General features: G+C 70.0%; 15 protein-coding genes. 3 read left to right on the top strand and 12 right to left on the bottom strand.

Features of this window, described 5'->3' with window-relative positions; all coding sequences use genetic code 11:
- The 8 genes from FHD68_RS13455 to phnG form a co-directional block, all read right to left on the bottom strand.
- On the bottom strand, nucleotides 1-385 hold a 385-nt coding region (locus tag FHD68_RS13455; RefSeq protein WP_139085979.1), incomplete at its 3' end, for a phosphonate metabolism protein/1,5-bisphosphokinase (PRPP-forming) PhnN.
- Nucleotides 382-1,065 (bottom strand): phosphonate C-P lyase system protein PhnL, encoded by a 684-nt coding sequence (phnL, locus tag FHD68_RS13460; protein ID WP_127898981.1) that lies wholly within the window; start codon nucleotides 1,063-1,065, stop codon nucleotides 382-384. The genes phnL and FHD68_RS13455, both read right to left, overlap by 4 nt.
- Before the next feature lie 2 nt (nucleotides 1,066-1,067).
- Entirely contained in the window at nucleotides 1,068-1,826 is a 759-nt protein-coding gene (gene phnK, locus FHD68_RS13465) for a phosphonate C-P lyase system protein PhnK (protein ID WP_127898980.1), read from the bottom strand.
- On the bottom strand, nucleotides 1,823-2,683 hold the full coding sequence (locus tag FHD68_RS13470; RefSeq protein ID WP_127898979.1) for an alpha-D-ribose 1-methylphosphonate 5-phosphate C-P-lyase PhnJ: 861 nt from the start codon (nucleotides 2,681-2,683) through the stop codon (nucleotides 1,823-1,825). Before FHD68_RS13470 ends, phnK begins: the two co-directional genes overlap by 4 nt.
- Nucleotides 2,680-3,279, bottom strand: a complete 600-nt coding sequence (locus FHD68_RS13475; protein WP_127898978.1) for an HAD family hydrolase — start codon at nucleotides 3,277-3,279, stop codon at nucleotides 2,680-2,682. The genes FHD68_RS13470 and FHD68_RS13475 overlap by 4 nt, the downstream gene beginning before the upstream one ends.
- Nucleotides 3,276-4,343, bottom strand: coding sequence for a carbon-phosphorus lyase complex subunit (locus FHD68_RS13480; protein WP_127898977.1), 1,068 nt, complete (start codon nucleotides 4,341-4,343; stop codon nucleotides 3,276-3,278). Before FHD68_RS13480 ends, FHD68_RS13475 begins: the two co-directional genes overlap by 4 nt.
- A complete protein-coding gene (phnH, locus tag FHD68_RS13485) occupies nucleotides 4,343-4,891 on the bottom strand; it encodes a phosphonate C-P lyase system protein PhnH (protein ID WP_127898976.1) in 549 nt (182 codons plus the stop codon). The genes FHD68_RS13480 and phnH overlap by 1 nt, the downstream gene beginning before the upstream one ends.
- Nucleotides 4,888-5,325 carry a phosphonate C-P lyase system protein PhnG gene (gene phnG / locus FHD68_RS13490; protein WP_127898975.1) on the bottom strand — a complete coding sequence of 146 codons (438 nt, stop codon included), beginning with the start codon at nucleotides 5,323-5,325 and terminating at the stop codon, nucleotides 4,888-4,890. The genes phnH and phnG overlap by 4 nt, the downstream gene beginning before the upstream one ends.
- Nucleotides 5,326-5,412: 87 nt before the next feature.
- On the opposite strand from phnG, the gene phnF reads away from it, so the two are divergent.
- Entirely contained in the window at nucleotides 5,413-6,120 is a 708-nt protein-coding gene (gene phnF, locus FHD68_RS13495; RefSeq protein WP_127898974.1) for a phosphonate metabolism transcriptional regulator PhnF, read from the top strand.
- Here phnF and phnE (FHD68_RS13500) read toward each other — a convergent pair.
- The 4 genes from phnE (FHD68_RS13500) to phnC form a co-directional block, all read right to left on the bottom strand.
- A complete protein-coding gene (gene phnE, locus FHD68_RS13500) occupies nucleotides 6,117-7,430 on the bottom strand; it encodes a phosphonate ABC transporter, permease protein PhnE (protein WP_127898973.1) in 1,314 nt (437 codons plus the stop codon). The genes phnF and phnE (FHD68_RS13500) overlap by 4 nt on opposite strands.
- Nucleotides 7,427-8,272 carry a phosphonate ABC transporter, permease protein PhnE gene (gene phnE / locus FHD68_RS13505; protein WP_127898972.1) on the bottom strand — a complete coding sequence of 282 codons (846 nt, stop codon included), beginning with the start codon at nucleotides 8,270-8,272 and terminating at the stop codon, nucleotides 7,427-7,429. Before phnE (FHD68_RS13505) ends, phnE (FHD68_RS13500) begins: the two co-directional genes overlap by 4 nt.
- Nucleotides 8,273-8,334: 62 nt before the next feature.
- Nucleotides 8,335-9,234 carry a phosphonate ABC transporter substrate-binding protein gene (gene phnD / locus FHD68_RS13510; protein ID WP_127898971.1) on the bottom strand — a complete coding sequence of 300 codons (900 nt, stop codon included), beginning with the start codon at nucleotides 9,232-9,234 and terminating at the stop codon, nucleotides 8,335-8,337.
- A 19-nt stretch (nucleotides 9,235-9,253) separates the two neighbouring features.
- Entirely contained in the window at nucleotides 9,254-10,072 is an 819-nt protein-coding gene (gene phnC, locus FHD68_RS13515) for a phosphonate ABC transporter ATP-binding protein (RefSeq protein WP_127898970.1), read from the bottom strand.
- Between the two features lie 200 nt (nucleotides 10,073-10,272).
- Here phnC and FHD68_RS13520 point away from each other — a divergent pair, with 200 nt between their 5' ends.
- Nucleotides 10,273-12,207 carry a TonB-dependent receptor domain-containing protein gene (locus FHD68_RS13520; protein ID WP_167550404.1) on the top strand — a complete coding sequence of 645 codons (1,935 nt, stop codon included), beginning with the start codon at nucleotides 10,273-10,275 and terminating at the stop codon, nucleotides 12,205-12,207.
- 156 nt (nucleotides 12,208-12,363) lie between these two features.
- Nucleotides 12,364-13,835 (top strand): DUF4011 domain-containing protein (locus FHD68_RS13525; protein ID WP_139085984.1); only part of this gene is annotated, 1,472 nt, incomplete at its 3' end.

Genomic DNA, 13,835 nt, shown 5'->3' on the forward strand with positions numbered 1-13,835 from the left:
CCGACCCCTCGCGGCCGCGGTCGGCCAGGCGGCGCGCCAGCACCTCCGCCGGGGCGGTGATCAGGATCACCCGCAGGTCGGGCAGCCGGGCCAGCGCCTGCGGCAGGGCCGCGCGGCTGCCGTTGAAGATCACCGACGGCCCCGTCAGCTGATCGTGCGGGATGCCGTAGCACAGGCCATGCGCCCGCCAGTCCAGCGCGAAATGCCCGCCGTCGCGCAGGGCCGCGAAGCGTGCCGGGGTGACGCCATCGAAATCCTCTCCTCCGGCGTCGGAGGGGCGGGTGATCACCCGCCGCGCCAGGCGCAGATCGGGCCGCGCGGCGCAAGCCGCGGCGATCAGTGTGTCCTTGCCCGCGCCGGATGGTCCTACGACCGCCGCGATCATGCCGCGCGTCCCGGCGTGAACCCGGTCACGTCCACCAGCCGGTCGCAGACCGCGTCGCGCGCCTCGGCGTCGTGAAAGATGCCCAGGATCGCGGCGCCGCGGGCCTTGGCCTCGGCGATCAGGGACAGGACGACCTGCCGGTTCGCGGCGTCCAGGCTGGCCGTGGGTTCGTCCAGCAGCAGCACGGGATAGGGATGGACGAAGCCGCGGGCGATGTTGATGCGCTGCTGTTCGCCGCCGGAGAACGTGGTGGGCGACAGGCCCCACAGCCGGCGCGGAATGTTCAGCCGCCACAGCAGGCCTTCGGCCTGCGCACGCGCTGTCGCGGCGGGCACCCCAAGCGCGCGCAGCGGTTCGGCCACCACGTCCACCGCAGGCACCCGCGGCAGCACGCGCAGGAACTGGCTGACATGGCCCAAGGTGCCCCGCCGCAGTGCGGTCACGGTGCGGGGCGCGGCGCCTACCAGTTCCGTGCCGGCGATGCGGATGCTGCCGCCGCCCGGCAGATAGTTTCCCTGGATCATCCGCATCAGCGTGGATTTGCCCGCCCCGGACTGGCCCACCAGCCCCACGCATTCGCCGGGATCCACGTGCAGCGCGGCCCCGGCCATGACCGGGATGACCGTGCCGCCCTGATTGTGCAGGGTAAAGGACTTGGAAAGGTTTTCGACCTGGATCATCGTCACACCTGCAGGACGGAGGAGACAAGAAGCTGGGTATAGCCGTGCTGCGGATCGTCCAGCACCTGGTCCGTCAGGCCCTGTTCGACCACGCGGCCCGATTTCATCACCATCAGGCGGTCGGCCAGCAGGCGCACCACCGCCAGGTCATGCGTGACGATGACGACTGACAGACCCATGTCGCGCACCAGCCCGCGCAGCAGGTCCAGCAGCCGCGCCTGCACGCTGACATCCAGCCCGCCCGTGGGTTCGTCCATGAACACCAGCCGCGGCCCGGTCACCAGGTTGCGCGCGATCTGCAGCCGCTGCTGCATGCCGCCGGAAAAGGCCTGCGGGCGGTCGTCGACGCGGTCCTGGGCGATCTCGACCCGGTCCAGCCAGTCGATGGCGGCGGCGCGGATGTCGCCGTAATGGCGCTGGCCCACGGCCATCAGCCGTTCGCCGACATTGGCCCCGGCGCTGACGCCCATGCGCAGCCCATCGCGGGCATGCTGGTGGACATAGGCCCATTCGGTGCGCGCCAGCCGGCGGCGTTCGGTTTCGGCCATCGCCAGCACGTCGCGCCCGTCATAGGTGACGGTGCCCGCATCGGGGCGCTGATGCCCGGCCAGACAGGAGAGCAGCGTCGATTTGCCCGACCCGCTTTCCCCGACGATGCCCAGGACCTCTCCGGGCCACAGATCAAAGCCGACGCCGGTGCAGCCGATCCGCGCGCCATAGCGGCGTTCCAGGTTCCGGACGGACAGGATGGGGGCGCTCATGCGGCCTCCGCGGCCAGGCGGCCCCTGTGCCCGGCGGCGACCCGCGCGGTGCAGAAATCGGTGTCGGAACAGACGAACATCCGCCCGCCCGCGTCATCGGTCACCACCTCGTCCAGATAGCTGGCCTCAGCGCCGCACAGGTCGCAGGCGTGATCGGCCTTCGAGGGGCTGAACGGGTGGTCGTCGAAATCCAGGCTGACGACATGGGTATGCGGGGGCAGGGCATAGATGCGCTGTTCGCGCCCCGCCCCGAACAGCTGGATCGCCGGGCTGTCCGACAGTTTCGGGTTGTCGAATTTCGGGATCGGCGACGGGTCCATGACATAGCGCCCCTCGACCGTGACCGGATAGGCATAGGAGGTCGCGATGCGGCCGTGCCGGGCGATGTCCTCGTACAGCTTGACGTGCATCAGGCCGTATTCCTCCAGTTCGTGCATCTTGCGGGTCTCGGTCTCGCGCGGTTCCAGAAAGCGCAGCGGCTCGGGGATGGGCACCTGATAGACCAGGATCTGGCCCTGGGTCAGGGGCGTCTCGGGGATGCGGTGGCGGGTCTGGATCAGCGTCGCGTCGGCGGTGGCGGTGGTGACGGCGACCCCCGACGTGCGCTGAAAGAACGTGCGGATGCTGACCGCGTTGGTGGTGTCGTCGGCGCCCTGGTCGATGACCTTCAGGCGGTCGTCGGGGGTCAGGCAGGCGGCGGTCAGCTGCACCCCTCCGGTGCCCCAGCCATAGGGCATGGGCATCTCGCGGCTGGCGAAGGGCACCTGGTATCCGGGGATCGCCAGCGCCTTGAGGATGGCGCGGCGGATCATCCGCTTGGTCTGTTCGTCCAGATAGGCGAAGTTGTAACCGCTCATAGCAGCCCCCGTCGGATCAGGTCGTCCTCCAGCGCGGCGGGATCGGTGAAATGATGCGCGGCCATGCCTGCGTCGCGCGCGCCGGCGACGTTGCGGGGGCTGTCGTCGATGAACAGGCACTGGTCGGGCGCCACGCCCGCCCGGTCGCACAGCGTGGCGAAGATGCGCGGGTCGGGCTTCAGCACGCCCTCGATCCCTGACACGATGGTCACGCCAAAGGCTGTGGACAGCCGGGGATGGGTCGCAAGGCCGATAGGCCAGGTTTGCGCGGACCAGTTGGTGATCGCGTGGACCGCGTGGCCCCGCGCCCGCAGGCGGTCCAGAAGCGCCCATGTCCCCTCGATTGGCTCGCGGATCGCGGCCGCGTGTCCAGCCCGATAGGCCAGAAAGGCCGCGCGGTCTCGGGGATCGGCGATCGCCTCGGCCAGATCGTCGAAGCACGCGCCCCCGTCCGCGCGCTGGTTCAGCGTGGCGAAATCCACGCGATCAAGGAAAGCCAAGACCGACGCATTGTCGCCCAGCAGGGGCAGGAAGGCGGCCATCGGGTCCCACCGGACCAGCACGTTGCCGATGTCGAAAACGATCGCCTTGATCATTGCGCATCCTTTGCGTTGTCGTCCCGCAGCCGGCGCACCAGCTCCAGTTCGGCCTGGAAATCGACGTAATGGGGCAGCTTGATGTGCTCCAGGAACCCCGTCGCCTGGATGTTGTCGCAATGCGACAGCACGAATTCCTGGTCCTGCGCGGGGGCGCCGGTGAAATCCTCGCCCAGTTCCTGCCAGCGCAGGGCGCGGTCGACCAGGCTGACGGCGATGGCCTTGCGTTCCGACTGTCCCATGACCAGGCCGTATCCGCGCGTGAACTGCGCGGGTTCGGTGCGCGAGCCCTTGAACTGGTTCACGGTCTCGCATTCGGTCAGCGCGATCTCTCCGATGTCGATGGTCAGGTCCAGCTCGGGGATGTGCATCTGCACGGGGACACGGCCGATGCGCAATTCGCCGACAAAGGCATGGGTGCGCCCGTAGCCACGCTGGGTGGAATAGGCCAGGCCCAGCACGAACCCCTCGTCCGCGCGGGCCAGCGCCTGCAGGCGCAGCGGGCGGTTCGCGGGCAGTTCCAGCGGCTCGCGGGTCAGGTCGGGGGCGGGGGTGTCGTCGCGGGGGCTGGGTTCGATCAGCCCGTCGCGGTCCAGGATCGCCATGACGTGGGGCATGGCGCCGGCGTCGGGCGCGGCCAGCGGCGCGGGGTCCACCGCCGCCTGATTGGCAAAGTCCAGCAGGCGATGCGTGTAATCGAAGGTCGGCCCCAGCACCTGACCGCCCGGCACATCCTTGAACGTGGCCGAGACGCGCCGGTCCACCGCCATCGCGCCCGTGTCCACCGGCACGGACGCACCGAACCGCGGCAGCGTGGTGCGATAGGCGCGGATCAGGAACACCGCCTCGATCAGGTCGCCCCGTGCCTGGCGGATCGCCAGCGCGGCCAGGTCGGGGTCATACAGCGACCCCTCGGCCATGACGCGGTTCACGGCCAGGGCCATCTGCGCCTTGATCTGGTCGACCGACATCAGCGGCAGGTCGGGGTCGCCGCGGCGCTCCTCGGCCAGCCAGGCATGGGCGTTCTCGATGGCGCGTTCGCCACCCTTGACGGCGACATACATCAGGCGGCCTCCACGCGGGTGCTGCGCGGCAGGCAAGCCAGCCGGTCGCCGCAGGTCAGGATGAAGTCCAGGCCCATCGGGAACAGGGCGCGGTTGGTGCGGAACGGCGCGGTCGCGGGCAGGGACAGCGTCGCGCGGTCGCGGATGCCCGGCCCGCGCAGGACGGGACCGTCCGCGTCCAGCCGGTCCAGCTCGACGATCAGCGTGGCCGAACGGTCGGGATAATCGGGCAGGCCCACCGCAAAGCGGTCCAGCGGCAGCAGGTCGGGCCAGCGCCCAACCGCCAACGCGGCCGACGGTGCATCCGCCAGCGGGCAGCCTGCGTGAAACCGCAACCACGGGGCCAGGTCGGGCAGCGCGCCCGGCAGATGCACCGGCGTCGTCGGATCGGCCAGCAACAGCAGCACCGTCGCGGCGGCGGGGCCGACCCCGGGGGCATGGGCCTGATCCAGGCGGTGGATCGTGCCGGGCCGGGCCATGGCCTCCATCAGCACGCGGAACCCCTGGGCCGATTGGCGGGCGGGATCGGTGAATCCGTGGCCGGTCATGCGTCCTCTCCGCGTTGCAGGGTGAAGAATTCGACCCGGGTGGCGGCGGCCTTGGCGGCGCGGGTGTCGCGGGCGGCTTGCGCGTCGTCGCGCAGCGCGGCGATCAGGGGGGCGTGGGTGGCGGGGTCGGTCTGCATCAGCGCGTCCATCGCCGCGGCCCGCCGCGCATGGGCGTGCGACCGCCCCTGCACATGGCCGTGGCCCTGCGTGCCGCAGGGCAGGCGCAGGGCGCAGCGGGTCACGGTCATCTCTCCGACGTTGAAGGGCGCGCCGGTGGCGCCGATGCGGCCCTGAACCATCACGGTGCCGGTTTCGGGCGCGCGCAGCAGGGCGTGATCGGGCAGGTCGGGCAGCAGCTGCGCCAGCCTGTCGGGCGCGCTGCGGGCCAGGATCGACAGCCAGTCGCGGCGATGGGGAATGGGGGAAGCTGACATCTTGCCGGGGTGTCCCGTTATCTATACAACTAGACATGTGATAGCGCGCCTGCGCCATGTTCTCAACCGGAACCGTGTGAATTTTTGATGACGGACAAGACCCCCCTGTGGCAGGCCATCGCCGACACCCTGCGGGCCGAGATCACCTCGGGCCACTATCCCCCCGGCGACCGCCTGCCGTCCGAGGCGGCGCTGGCCACCCGTTTCGGGGTCAACCGCCACACGGTGCGCCACGCGCTGGCGCAGCTGGCCGACGCGGGGCTGGTCCATGCCCGGCGCGGGGCGGGGGTCTTCGTGACCGCGCGACCGACCGACTATGCCCTGGGCCGTCGGGTGCGGTTTTCGCAGAACCTGGCGGCGGCGGGGCGCACGGGGTCGCACCGCTTCACCCGGCTGGAAACCCGCCCCTGCGACGCGGTCGAGGCGCAGATGCTGGACCTGTCCCCCGGCGATCCGGTCCACGTGGTCGAGGGGCTGTCGCTGGCCGACGGCCAGCCGCTGGCGCTGTTCCGGTCGGTGCTGCCGGGATGGCTGGCGGGGTTCTGCGACCAGGCCCGCGACCATCAGTCGATCACCGCGGCGCTGGCCGCCTGCGGGGTGGCTGACTATACGCGGGCCAGCACCCGCATCACGGCCAAGCTGGCCAATGCCACGCAGGCGGTGGCCCTGCAGATCCCGCAGGGCGCGCCGGTGCTCCGCTCGGTGGCGGTGAACCTGGATGACCGAGGCCGGCCCGTGGAATACGGGCGGACGTGGTTCGCGGGCGACCGGGTCTCGCTGGTGCTGGCGGACTAGGACCCGCGGATCAGGCGGCGCCGCAGCCAGCCCGACAGGCCGTCCATCGCGATGACCAGCACCACGATCAGCAGGATGTAATAGGCGACCTTCTCCCAATCCTGCGTGGTCTGGATCGCCTGCGTCAGCATCAGTCCGATGCCGCCCCCGGTGATCGCGCCGATGATCGTCGCGCTGCGGGTGTTGCTTTCCAGAAAGTACAGCATCTGCGACAGCAGGACCGGCATCACCTGGGGGATGACGCCGAAGCGGTAGCGTTGCAGCGCGCCCGCGCCGGTCGAGCGGATGCCCTCGATCGGCTTGGCGTCCACGTTCTCCAGCGCCTCGGAGAACAGCTTGCCGAAGCTGCCGGTATCGGTCAGCAGGATCGCCAGCGCCCCGGTCAGCGGCCCCGGACCGAAGGCCCGCGACAGGATGATCGTGAAGATCAGCGCGTCCACGCCGCGCACGAAATCGAACACGCGCCGCACCGCGAACCGCAGCGCCCGCGACGGGGCAAAGTTCTGCGCCGCCAGGAACGCCAGCGGCAGCGCCACGAAGGCCGCGCCGAAGGTGCCCAGGAACGCCATCAGGATCGTCTCGAACAGGGCCCAGGCCACGGCGCCGTGCTGCCAGATGTCGTTCGTCCAGAATTCCGACAGGGCCAGCGACAGGTTGGACCGCGCCGGGTCGATCCGGTCGCCCCACAGGACCGCCGCCGCGACCTGTTCCGCGGACAGGCCTGCCAGCGGGCTGGACAGGTCGAAGAAGAACATCTCCCACCCCCAGAAATAGCGCAGGGTTTCCGTGCGGGCGCGGGTGGCGGTGACGCGGCCCTGATCGGTGGTGATGGTTACGCGGGCGGGGCTGGCGTTGATGAACGCGGGCACCTGCCCGTCGGGCGTGTCCAGCGTCACGCCGTCGCCGACGGTCAGCGTGACGGGGCCGTAATCGGGAATGTCATAGGTGGTGCGCGGCCCGTCATAGGTGACGACATGGCCCGCGCCCAGGTCGATCACCGTCCGCGACCCCTCTGCCGCGACCCAGTCCGGCAGGCGGTCGGGGGCAAAGGTGGCGCGGGCGCTGCCTTCGACGCTGACGGACAGGGCGTCGCGGCGGTTGTCGCGGGTCACGTGGATCTTGTGGCTGACCGTGTCGGCCATCAGCACGGCCGCGTTGTCCAGCCGCGCCCGCTGCGCCAGCCCCGCCAGATCGAAGCTGATCGCGGCATAGACCAGATAGGCCAGGATCAGCGCCGGCACCGCCAGCGCCATGCGCCGCCTGCGGTCCATGATGCGGATGGTGCGGTCCTGCAGGGTCATCGTGGTCATGCGGGGGCCCCATGCGTCAGGCGGTTTCGGGCCAGGCCCGAGATCTGGTCGACGACTACGATGGTCATGAACAGCAGCAGGAAGATCGCCGCCGCCTGATCGAACTTGCCCTGACCGAAGGTCATCGCGTTGCGCAATTCGTATCCGATGCCGCCCGCGCCGACGAAGCCCAGGATGGCCGATGCGCGGATGTTCACCTCCAGCCGCAGCAGGCCATAGGACAGATAGTTCGGCGCCACCTGCGGGAACACGCCCAGCCAGATGCGCTGCGACCAGGTGGCGCCGACGGATGCCAGACCCTCGACCGGTTTCAGGTCGACGTTCTCGTTCACTTCGGAGAACAGCTTGCCCATCGCGCCCGCGGCGTGGATCGCGATGGCGATGACGGCGGGGACCGGGCCGCCGCCCAGGATGAAGATCAGCACCAGCGCGATGACGATTTCCGGGATGGCGCGGCAGACGTCCGAAACCCGCCGCGCCACCGGCACCAGGCGCGGCCACCGGGCCAGGCCACGCGTGGCCGCCAGCGACAGGGCGGTGCCCGCGATGCAACCCAGAAGCGTGGCGACCAGCGCGATGTTCAGCGTCTCGACCAGGGCGGGCAGGGCGCGGATCATGTGGCCGGGCAGGTTGGCCGATTTCTGCACCGCCTCGGACACAAGGGCCGCGGGGAAATCGCCCACCTGGTGCAGCCCCTGCCAGAACCCGCCGGCGTTGCGGGCGTCGGCCACGCGGAACCCCGACACCATCATCGCCACGAAGATGACGACCAGCAACCCGCCATAGAGGCGTCGCCTCCGCGTCAGCGCCAGATAGTCGTGCTGGATTTCGGCCAGTGCCATGCTGCCTCCTGGATATGCGAAGGCCGGGCCCTGTGTGGGGCCCGGCCTGGATGGGGTGGCGATCAGTTCATCTCGGCGCGGCGGATGGCGATGATCGTCTCGTATTCTGCGTGGGTGACGGGGCTGAAGCCCGCGGTCTCTCCGGCGGCGACGCCATAGGCGCATTCGGGGTCCGATGCGTGCAGGCCTGCGACCAGGTCGATCATCGTCTGGCGCACGTCCTGGGGCAGATCCTTGCGGACGACCACCGGGCCTTCCGGGATGGGCGAGGATTTCCAGATCTCGACGATGTCGTTCATGTCGACGATGCCCGCATCGGCCGCCTTGCGCAGCGCGCCGGAGTTGTAGCCGTCCTCCCACGCGCCCTGGCCGTCGGCCCAGGTCACGCCGGCGTCGAAATCGCCGTTGACGACGCCGATGATCGACTGTTCATGACCGCCCGAAAACGCGATGCGGCTGAAATAGTCGCCCTCGGTCATCGAATAGCCCGCCTCGGGCAGTTCCACGTTCGGGATCAGGAACCCCGAGGTCGAGTTCGGGTCGGCAAAGGCAAAGCTCTTGCCCTCCATGTCGTCCAGCGAGGTGATGCCGCTGTCGGCGCGCGCGAAGCCGATCGAGTGATAGGTATAGCTGCCGTCCAGGTTGGTCTTGACCAGCACCGGCTCGACCGCCTCGGGGTCGGCGACGTACACGGCGGCATAGGCCGACGCGCCCAGCCATGCCATGTCCAGCGACCCGCCCAGCAGCCCCTGGATGACGCCGTTGTAATCGGCGGGGGTGAACAGGCGGACGGGGACGCCCAGGGCCTGTTCGGCATAGTCGCGCAGGCATTCGTTCGACGCCATGCGGTCCTGGGCGTTCTCTCCGCCCAAAAGGCCGATGCGGAATTCGGTGATCTCCTGCGCGTGCAGGGGGGTGGTCAGGGCGGCGGTGGCGGCCAGCAGGCTCAGCAGTCGGGTCATGGTGCTCTCCGGTTCGGGATCAGGCCAGCATGCGGGCGGCGTATTCGACATCCGCGCTGGTATCGGTGGGCATGGCGGTCGAGGTCGCGCTTTCGTTGAAATCCGCGTCGGCGCCATAGATGTCGCGGGCCACGCCCGTGGTCAGCTGCGACGGCAGCCCGTCGAACACCACGCGCCCGTCGCGCATGCCGATCACCCGGTCGCAATAGCGCCGCGCGGTGTCCAGCGTGTGCAGGTTGGCGATGACCATGCGGCCATCCTCGACGTTGATGCGGCGCAGGGTGTCCATCACGATCTGCGCGTTCATCGGGTCCAGGCTGGCGATGGGTTCGTCGGCCAGGATGATGCGGGGGTCCTGCATCAGCGCGCGGGCGATGGCCACGCGCTGCTGCTGGCCGCCGGACAGGGCCTCGGCGCGCTTGGGCGCCTGTTCGGCGATGCCGAGGCGGTCCAGGATCTCCAGCGCGCGAAGTATGTCGGCGCGCGGCCACAGGTTCAGCACCGTCTGCAACGTGCCGCGCCGGTTCAGGATGCCGTGCAGCACGTTCGACACCACGTCCATGCGCGGCACCAAGTTGAACTGCTGAAAGATCATCGCGCATTGGCTTTGCCACTGGCGGGCGGCGGCGCCGGTCAGGGCGGCGACGTCGCGCCCTTCGACCAGGATCCGGCCGCTGGTGGCGGGGGTCAGCCCGTTCATCATGCGCAGCAGCGTCGATTTTCCCGCGCCGGACCGGCCGATGATGCCGACGAAGGCCGGGCCGTCGATGCGGAAGGAAACATGGTCGACCGCCGCCTTGCGGCCGAAGATGCGGGTGGCGTCGCGAATGTCCAGCATGGGGCCTCTCGATGTCATGGGGGCCGTCTAGCGGCGGGGCGTGACACCCATCCGACGATGCGGTGACGATCGGGTGACAGGGGTGGCGTGCCCGCGCGCGATCCGGGCTTAACAGGCGGCGGCGTTGCCCCTATGAGGATGGCGTTGCCAGCCCGGCCCCGCGCCATCGCCAGCCATTGACCCGATGGATGGAGAACCCGATGACGCGACACCCCTTGGCCGCCCTGATGCTGGGCACCGCGCTTGCCCCCTTGCCCGCCCTGTCCCAGCCGATCCTGCTGGACGAGATCACCCTGACGGCCGAAGGCGAGGCCCCGGCCCGCATCGCCCCCAGCGCGGAACAGATCAAGGATGCCCGCACCGGCACCATCGAGGACGTGTTCCGCGCCGAACCCAGCGTGACCGTCAGCAGCGGCATCGCCATCGCGGAACGCGTCTTTGTCAACGGCATCGACGAACAGCAGCTGTCGGTCAGCGTCGACGGGGCCGCGCAGAACAACCGCATGTTCCACCATACCGGCACCAACATGATCGATCCGGGCCTGTTGAAGGCCGCGCGCGTCGATCCGGGCGTGGCGCCGGCGGATGCGGGCTTTGCCGCGCTGGGCGGCAGCATCGCGTATGAGACGAAATCGGCCATCGACATGCTGGAGGACGGGCGCGACCGCGGCGGGCGCGTCACCATCGGCTATGGCGACAACGGCGGCACGGCGACGGGGGCGGTGACGCTGTACGGGCGCCAGGGGCCGGTCGACGCGCTGATCTATGCCAAGCGGGCGACGGGCGACGCCTATCAGGACGGGAACGGCCGCACCGTGGCCCGCACGGGGGCCGACCTGAACAGCGAGGCGCTGAAGCTGGGGGCCGAGTTCGGCGACTGGCGGGCGGAGCTGGGTGCCATCCGGTTCCGGGACGACGCGCTGCGCCCCTATCGCGCGAACTTCACCGGCACGATCGGGGGCCGCCCGGTCCCCGAGACGCGCCGCTATGCGCTGGAACAGTCGACCCAGACGTTGACCCTGCGCCGCACGGTCGCGGACGGCCTGCTGGACCCCGAGATCCGCATCGCACGCAGCCGCAACCAGCTGGACACCGTCGACCTGCCCACGCCCGACGCCCCCGTTCCCGATTTCAACAATGGCGATGCGGATACCGTCAGCGTCGTCCTCCAGAACCGGATGACCGTGCACGGGGTCGAACTGACCGCGGGCCTGGACAACTATCGCACGCGCGCGACCTATGACGGGGTGTTCCGCGGCACGGCCGCCGCGTTCCGCGAGGACCGAACCACGACCGGACTGTTCCTGCAGGGGCGGGGCACGGCGGGGGACATCGACTACAGCGCGGGGCTGCGCCATGACTTAAGCCGGTTCACCGGCGCTGGGGGGCAGCGCCTGGACACCGACGGGACCAGCGCGAACGCCGCGGCCACCTGGCACGCCACCGATGCGCTGCGCCTGAACGCGGGCTGGTCGACGGTGTTCGGCGGCACGCAGCTGGCCTCGGTCTATGAGCTGGACGCGCCCTATGTCGCGCCCAGGGCCTATGACGCGCTTGAGCCCACGCGGGCGCGCAACGTGGTGATGGGCGTCGAATGGCAGCCGGGTGCGACGACCCTGGGGGCCGAGCTGTTCCAGACCCGCATCGAGGGGGTCCGCAAGGGGCTGGTGTCGCGCGATCTGGAAAGCCGGGGTTTCCGTCTGTCCGCCCGCCGCGACTGGCAGGGCGGCTTTGCCGCGCTGCGCTACAGCGACACAAAGGTCGAGCTGGACGGCCAGCCGGCCTCCAGCTTTGACCTGCGCGAACTGGGCACCGTGCCGGGCGGCATGCTGTCGCTGGAGGCGCGGCATGCCGTCATGGCCGGGCTGACCCTGGGCGGTGTCATCCAGCACGCGATCGAGGAGGACGGGCAGGGCGTGGATGTCGACGGCGACTGGCCCGGCTATACCGTCGTGGACGTCTTTGCCGAATACGAACCGGCCGCGTTCCGCAACGTGACCCTGCGCGCCGAGGTCAACAACCTGTTCGACCGTGCCTATGCCGACCGGGCGACCTATGGGGCGGATTTCAGCACCGTCGTGCAGCAGCTGGAACCCGGACGCAGCATCGCGCTGACGGCCGATCTGCGGTTCTGATGGCCCCCCGCGGTCCGGGAAACCGGGCCGCACCCCTCGAAATGTCCCGAGGAAGTGGCGTTTTCCGTCTGGAATCCCTCGTCTTTCGTTCAGGTTGCGGTTATGTTCCCCTTCCGCCCCCCTGGGGTCGGACGCGCAACGAGAAGACCTGGACCGATGACCCAATCCCAGCCCGCCGCCCTGACCCGCACCCTGGATGCCGCCCGCCGCAAGCTGCTGGAGACGGGGACGCGCAACCGCCTGATCCATGTGAACCGCGACAATCAGCGCGCCAGCTGCCTGAACATCATCCACGAACGCAACGACGAGGTCTGGCGCCTGCTGCGCATCCAGGGCAAACGCATGCGCTTTCGCGCCATGGGCAGCGACACGGCCACGCCCGAGGGCGTGCTGCTGCTGGCCGCGCCCGGTGCGCAGACCCAGTGCGACAGCCAGCTGGAGACCCCCCTGGGCCCCGAGGCGCTGGCCCGCCGCCTGCTGCGCCTGTCGCACGACGCCCGCACCGCGGAGGAGGAGCAGGGCCTGAACGTGCTGTACCTAGCGATGGGGTTCCTGCGCTGGCGCGAGGCGCCCGGATCGCAGGTCCTGCGCGAGGCGCCGCTGATCCTGCTGCCGGTGCAGCTGGTGCGCAACGACCGCAGCTCGACCTTCGACCTGATGGCGCGCGAGGACGACCTGACCGCCAATCTGCCGTTGCAGGAGCGTTTGCGCCAGGATTTCGGCATCCAGCTGCCCGAGATCGAGGAGGACGACAACTGGACGCCCGGCGACTATCTGAGCCTGGTCCAGGACGTCGTGTCCGGGCAGCAGGACTGGCAGGTGGACCGCGACGGGATGCAGCTGGGGTTCTTTTCCTTCGCGAAGCTGCTGATGCACCGCGACCTGGACCCCGCCAACTGGCCCGAGGGGGCGTTCGACGGCAACCCGCTGCTGGACGGGCTGCTGGCGCAGGGGTTCGCGGGCGACGCGCCGCTGTTCGGCGATCGCGACCGGCTGGACGACCGTCTGGACCCGGCGCGCATCATCCAGGTGATCGACGCCGACGCATCCCAGACCAAGGTCATCGAGGAGGTCCGCGCGGGCGCCAGCCTGGTCGTGCAGGGCCCGCCGGGCACGGGCAAGTCGCAGACCATCACGAACATCATCGCCGCCGCCGCCCATGACGGCAAGACGGTGCTGTTCGTGGCCGAGAAGATGGCCGCCCTGTCGGTCGTCCACGACCGCCTGGCCCGCGCGGGCCTGCGCGACATCTGCCTTGAGCTGCATTCGCGCAGCGCCAACAAGAAGGCCCTGGCGCAGGAGCTGGGCCGGACCCTGATGGCCGGGGCGCATCCGTTGCCCGCCACGGCAGACCCCGCGCGCCTGCGCCAGACGCGCGATATGCTGAACGCGGTCACGGGCCTGCTGCACGACCCGTTGCCGCCTTGGGACGAGGCGCCCTATGCGGCGCTGTCGCGGATCATCGGGTTCATCGGCCAGGGCGCCCGCCCGCCGGCCATCCCGCTGGACGGCCTGGAGGCGCTGGACGCCACCGCACGTGAACAAGCGGCGCAGGCCATCGCCCGGTTCGTGGCGGCGCGCGACCGGGCCGGTCCGCCCCAGGCCCATCCGTTTCGCGGCGCGCGGGC

Source organism: Paracoccus marcusii, from assembly GCF_006151785.1.
In the GTDB taxonomy this organism is placed as follows: domain Bacteria; phylum Pseudomonadota; class Alphaproteobacteria; order Rhodobacterales; family Rhodobacteraceae; genus Paracoccus; species Paracoccus marcusii.

Excerpts from the sequence above, each read along its gene's own strand:
- FHD68_RS13475 (WP_127898978.1), bottom strand. The coding sequence starts at position 3,279 with ATGATCAAGGCGATCGTTTTCGACATCGGCAACGTGCTGGTCCGGTGG.
- phnD (WP_127898971.1), bottom strand. The coding sequence starts at position 9,234 with ATGACCCGACTGCTGAGCCTGCTGGCCGCCACCGCCGCCCTGACCACC.
- FHD68_RS13470 (WP_127898979.1), bottom strand. The coding sequence starts at position 2,683 with ATGAGCGGTTACAACTTCGCCTATCTGGACGAACAGACCAAGCGGATG.
- phnE (WP_127898973.1), bottom strand. The coding sequence starts at position 7,430 with ATGACCACGATGACCCTGCAGGACCGCACCATCCGCATCATGGACCGC.
- phnG (WP_127898975.1), bottom strand. The coding sequence starts at position 5,325 with ATGTCAGCTTCCCCCATTCCCCATCGCCGCGACTGGCTGTCGATCCTG.
- phnC (WP_127898970.1), bottom strand. The coding sequence starts at position 10,072 with ATGCTGGACATTCGCGACGCCACCCGCATCTTCGGCCGCAAGGCGGCG.
- phnL (WP_127898981.1), bottom strand. The coding sequence starts at position 1,065 with ATGATCCAGGTCGAAAACCTTTCCAAGTCCTTTACCCTGCACAATCAG.
- phnK (WP_127898980.1), bottom strand. The coding sequence starts at position 1,826 with ATGAGCGCCCCCATCCTGTCCGTCCGGAACCTGGAACGCCGCTATGGC.
- FHD68_RS13520 (WP_167550404.1), top strand. The coding sequence starts at position 10,273 with ATGACGCGACACCCCTTGGCCGCCCTGATGCTGGGCACCGCGCTTGCC.
- FHD68_RS13480 (WP_127898977.1), bottom strand. The coding sequence starts at position 4,343 with ATGTATGTCGCCGTCAAGGGTGGCGAACGCGCCATCGAGAACGCCCAT.
- phnF (WP_127898974.1), top strand. The coding sequence starts at position 5,413 with ATGACGGACAAGACCCCCCTGTGGCAGGCCATCGCCGACACCCTGCGG.
- phnE (WP_127898972.1), bottom strand. The coding sequence starts at position 8,272 with ATGGCACTGGCCGAAATCCAGCACGACTATCTGGCGCTGACGCGGAGG.
- phnH (WP_127898976.1), bottom strand. The coding sequence starts at position 4,891 with ATGACCGGCCACGGATTCACCGATCCCGCCCGCCAATCGGCCCAGGGG.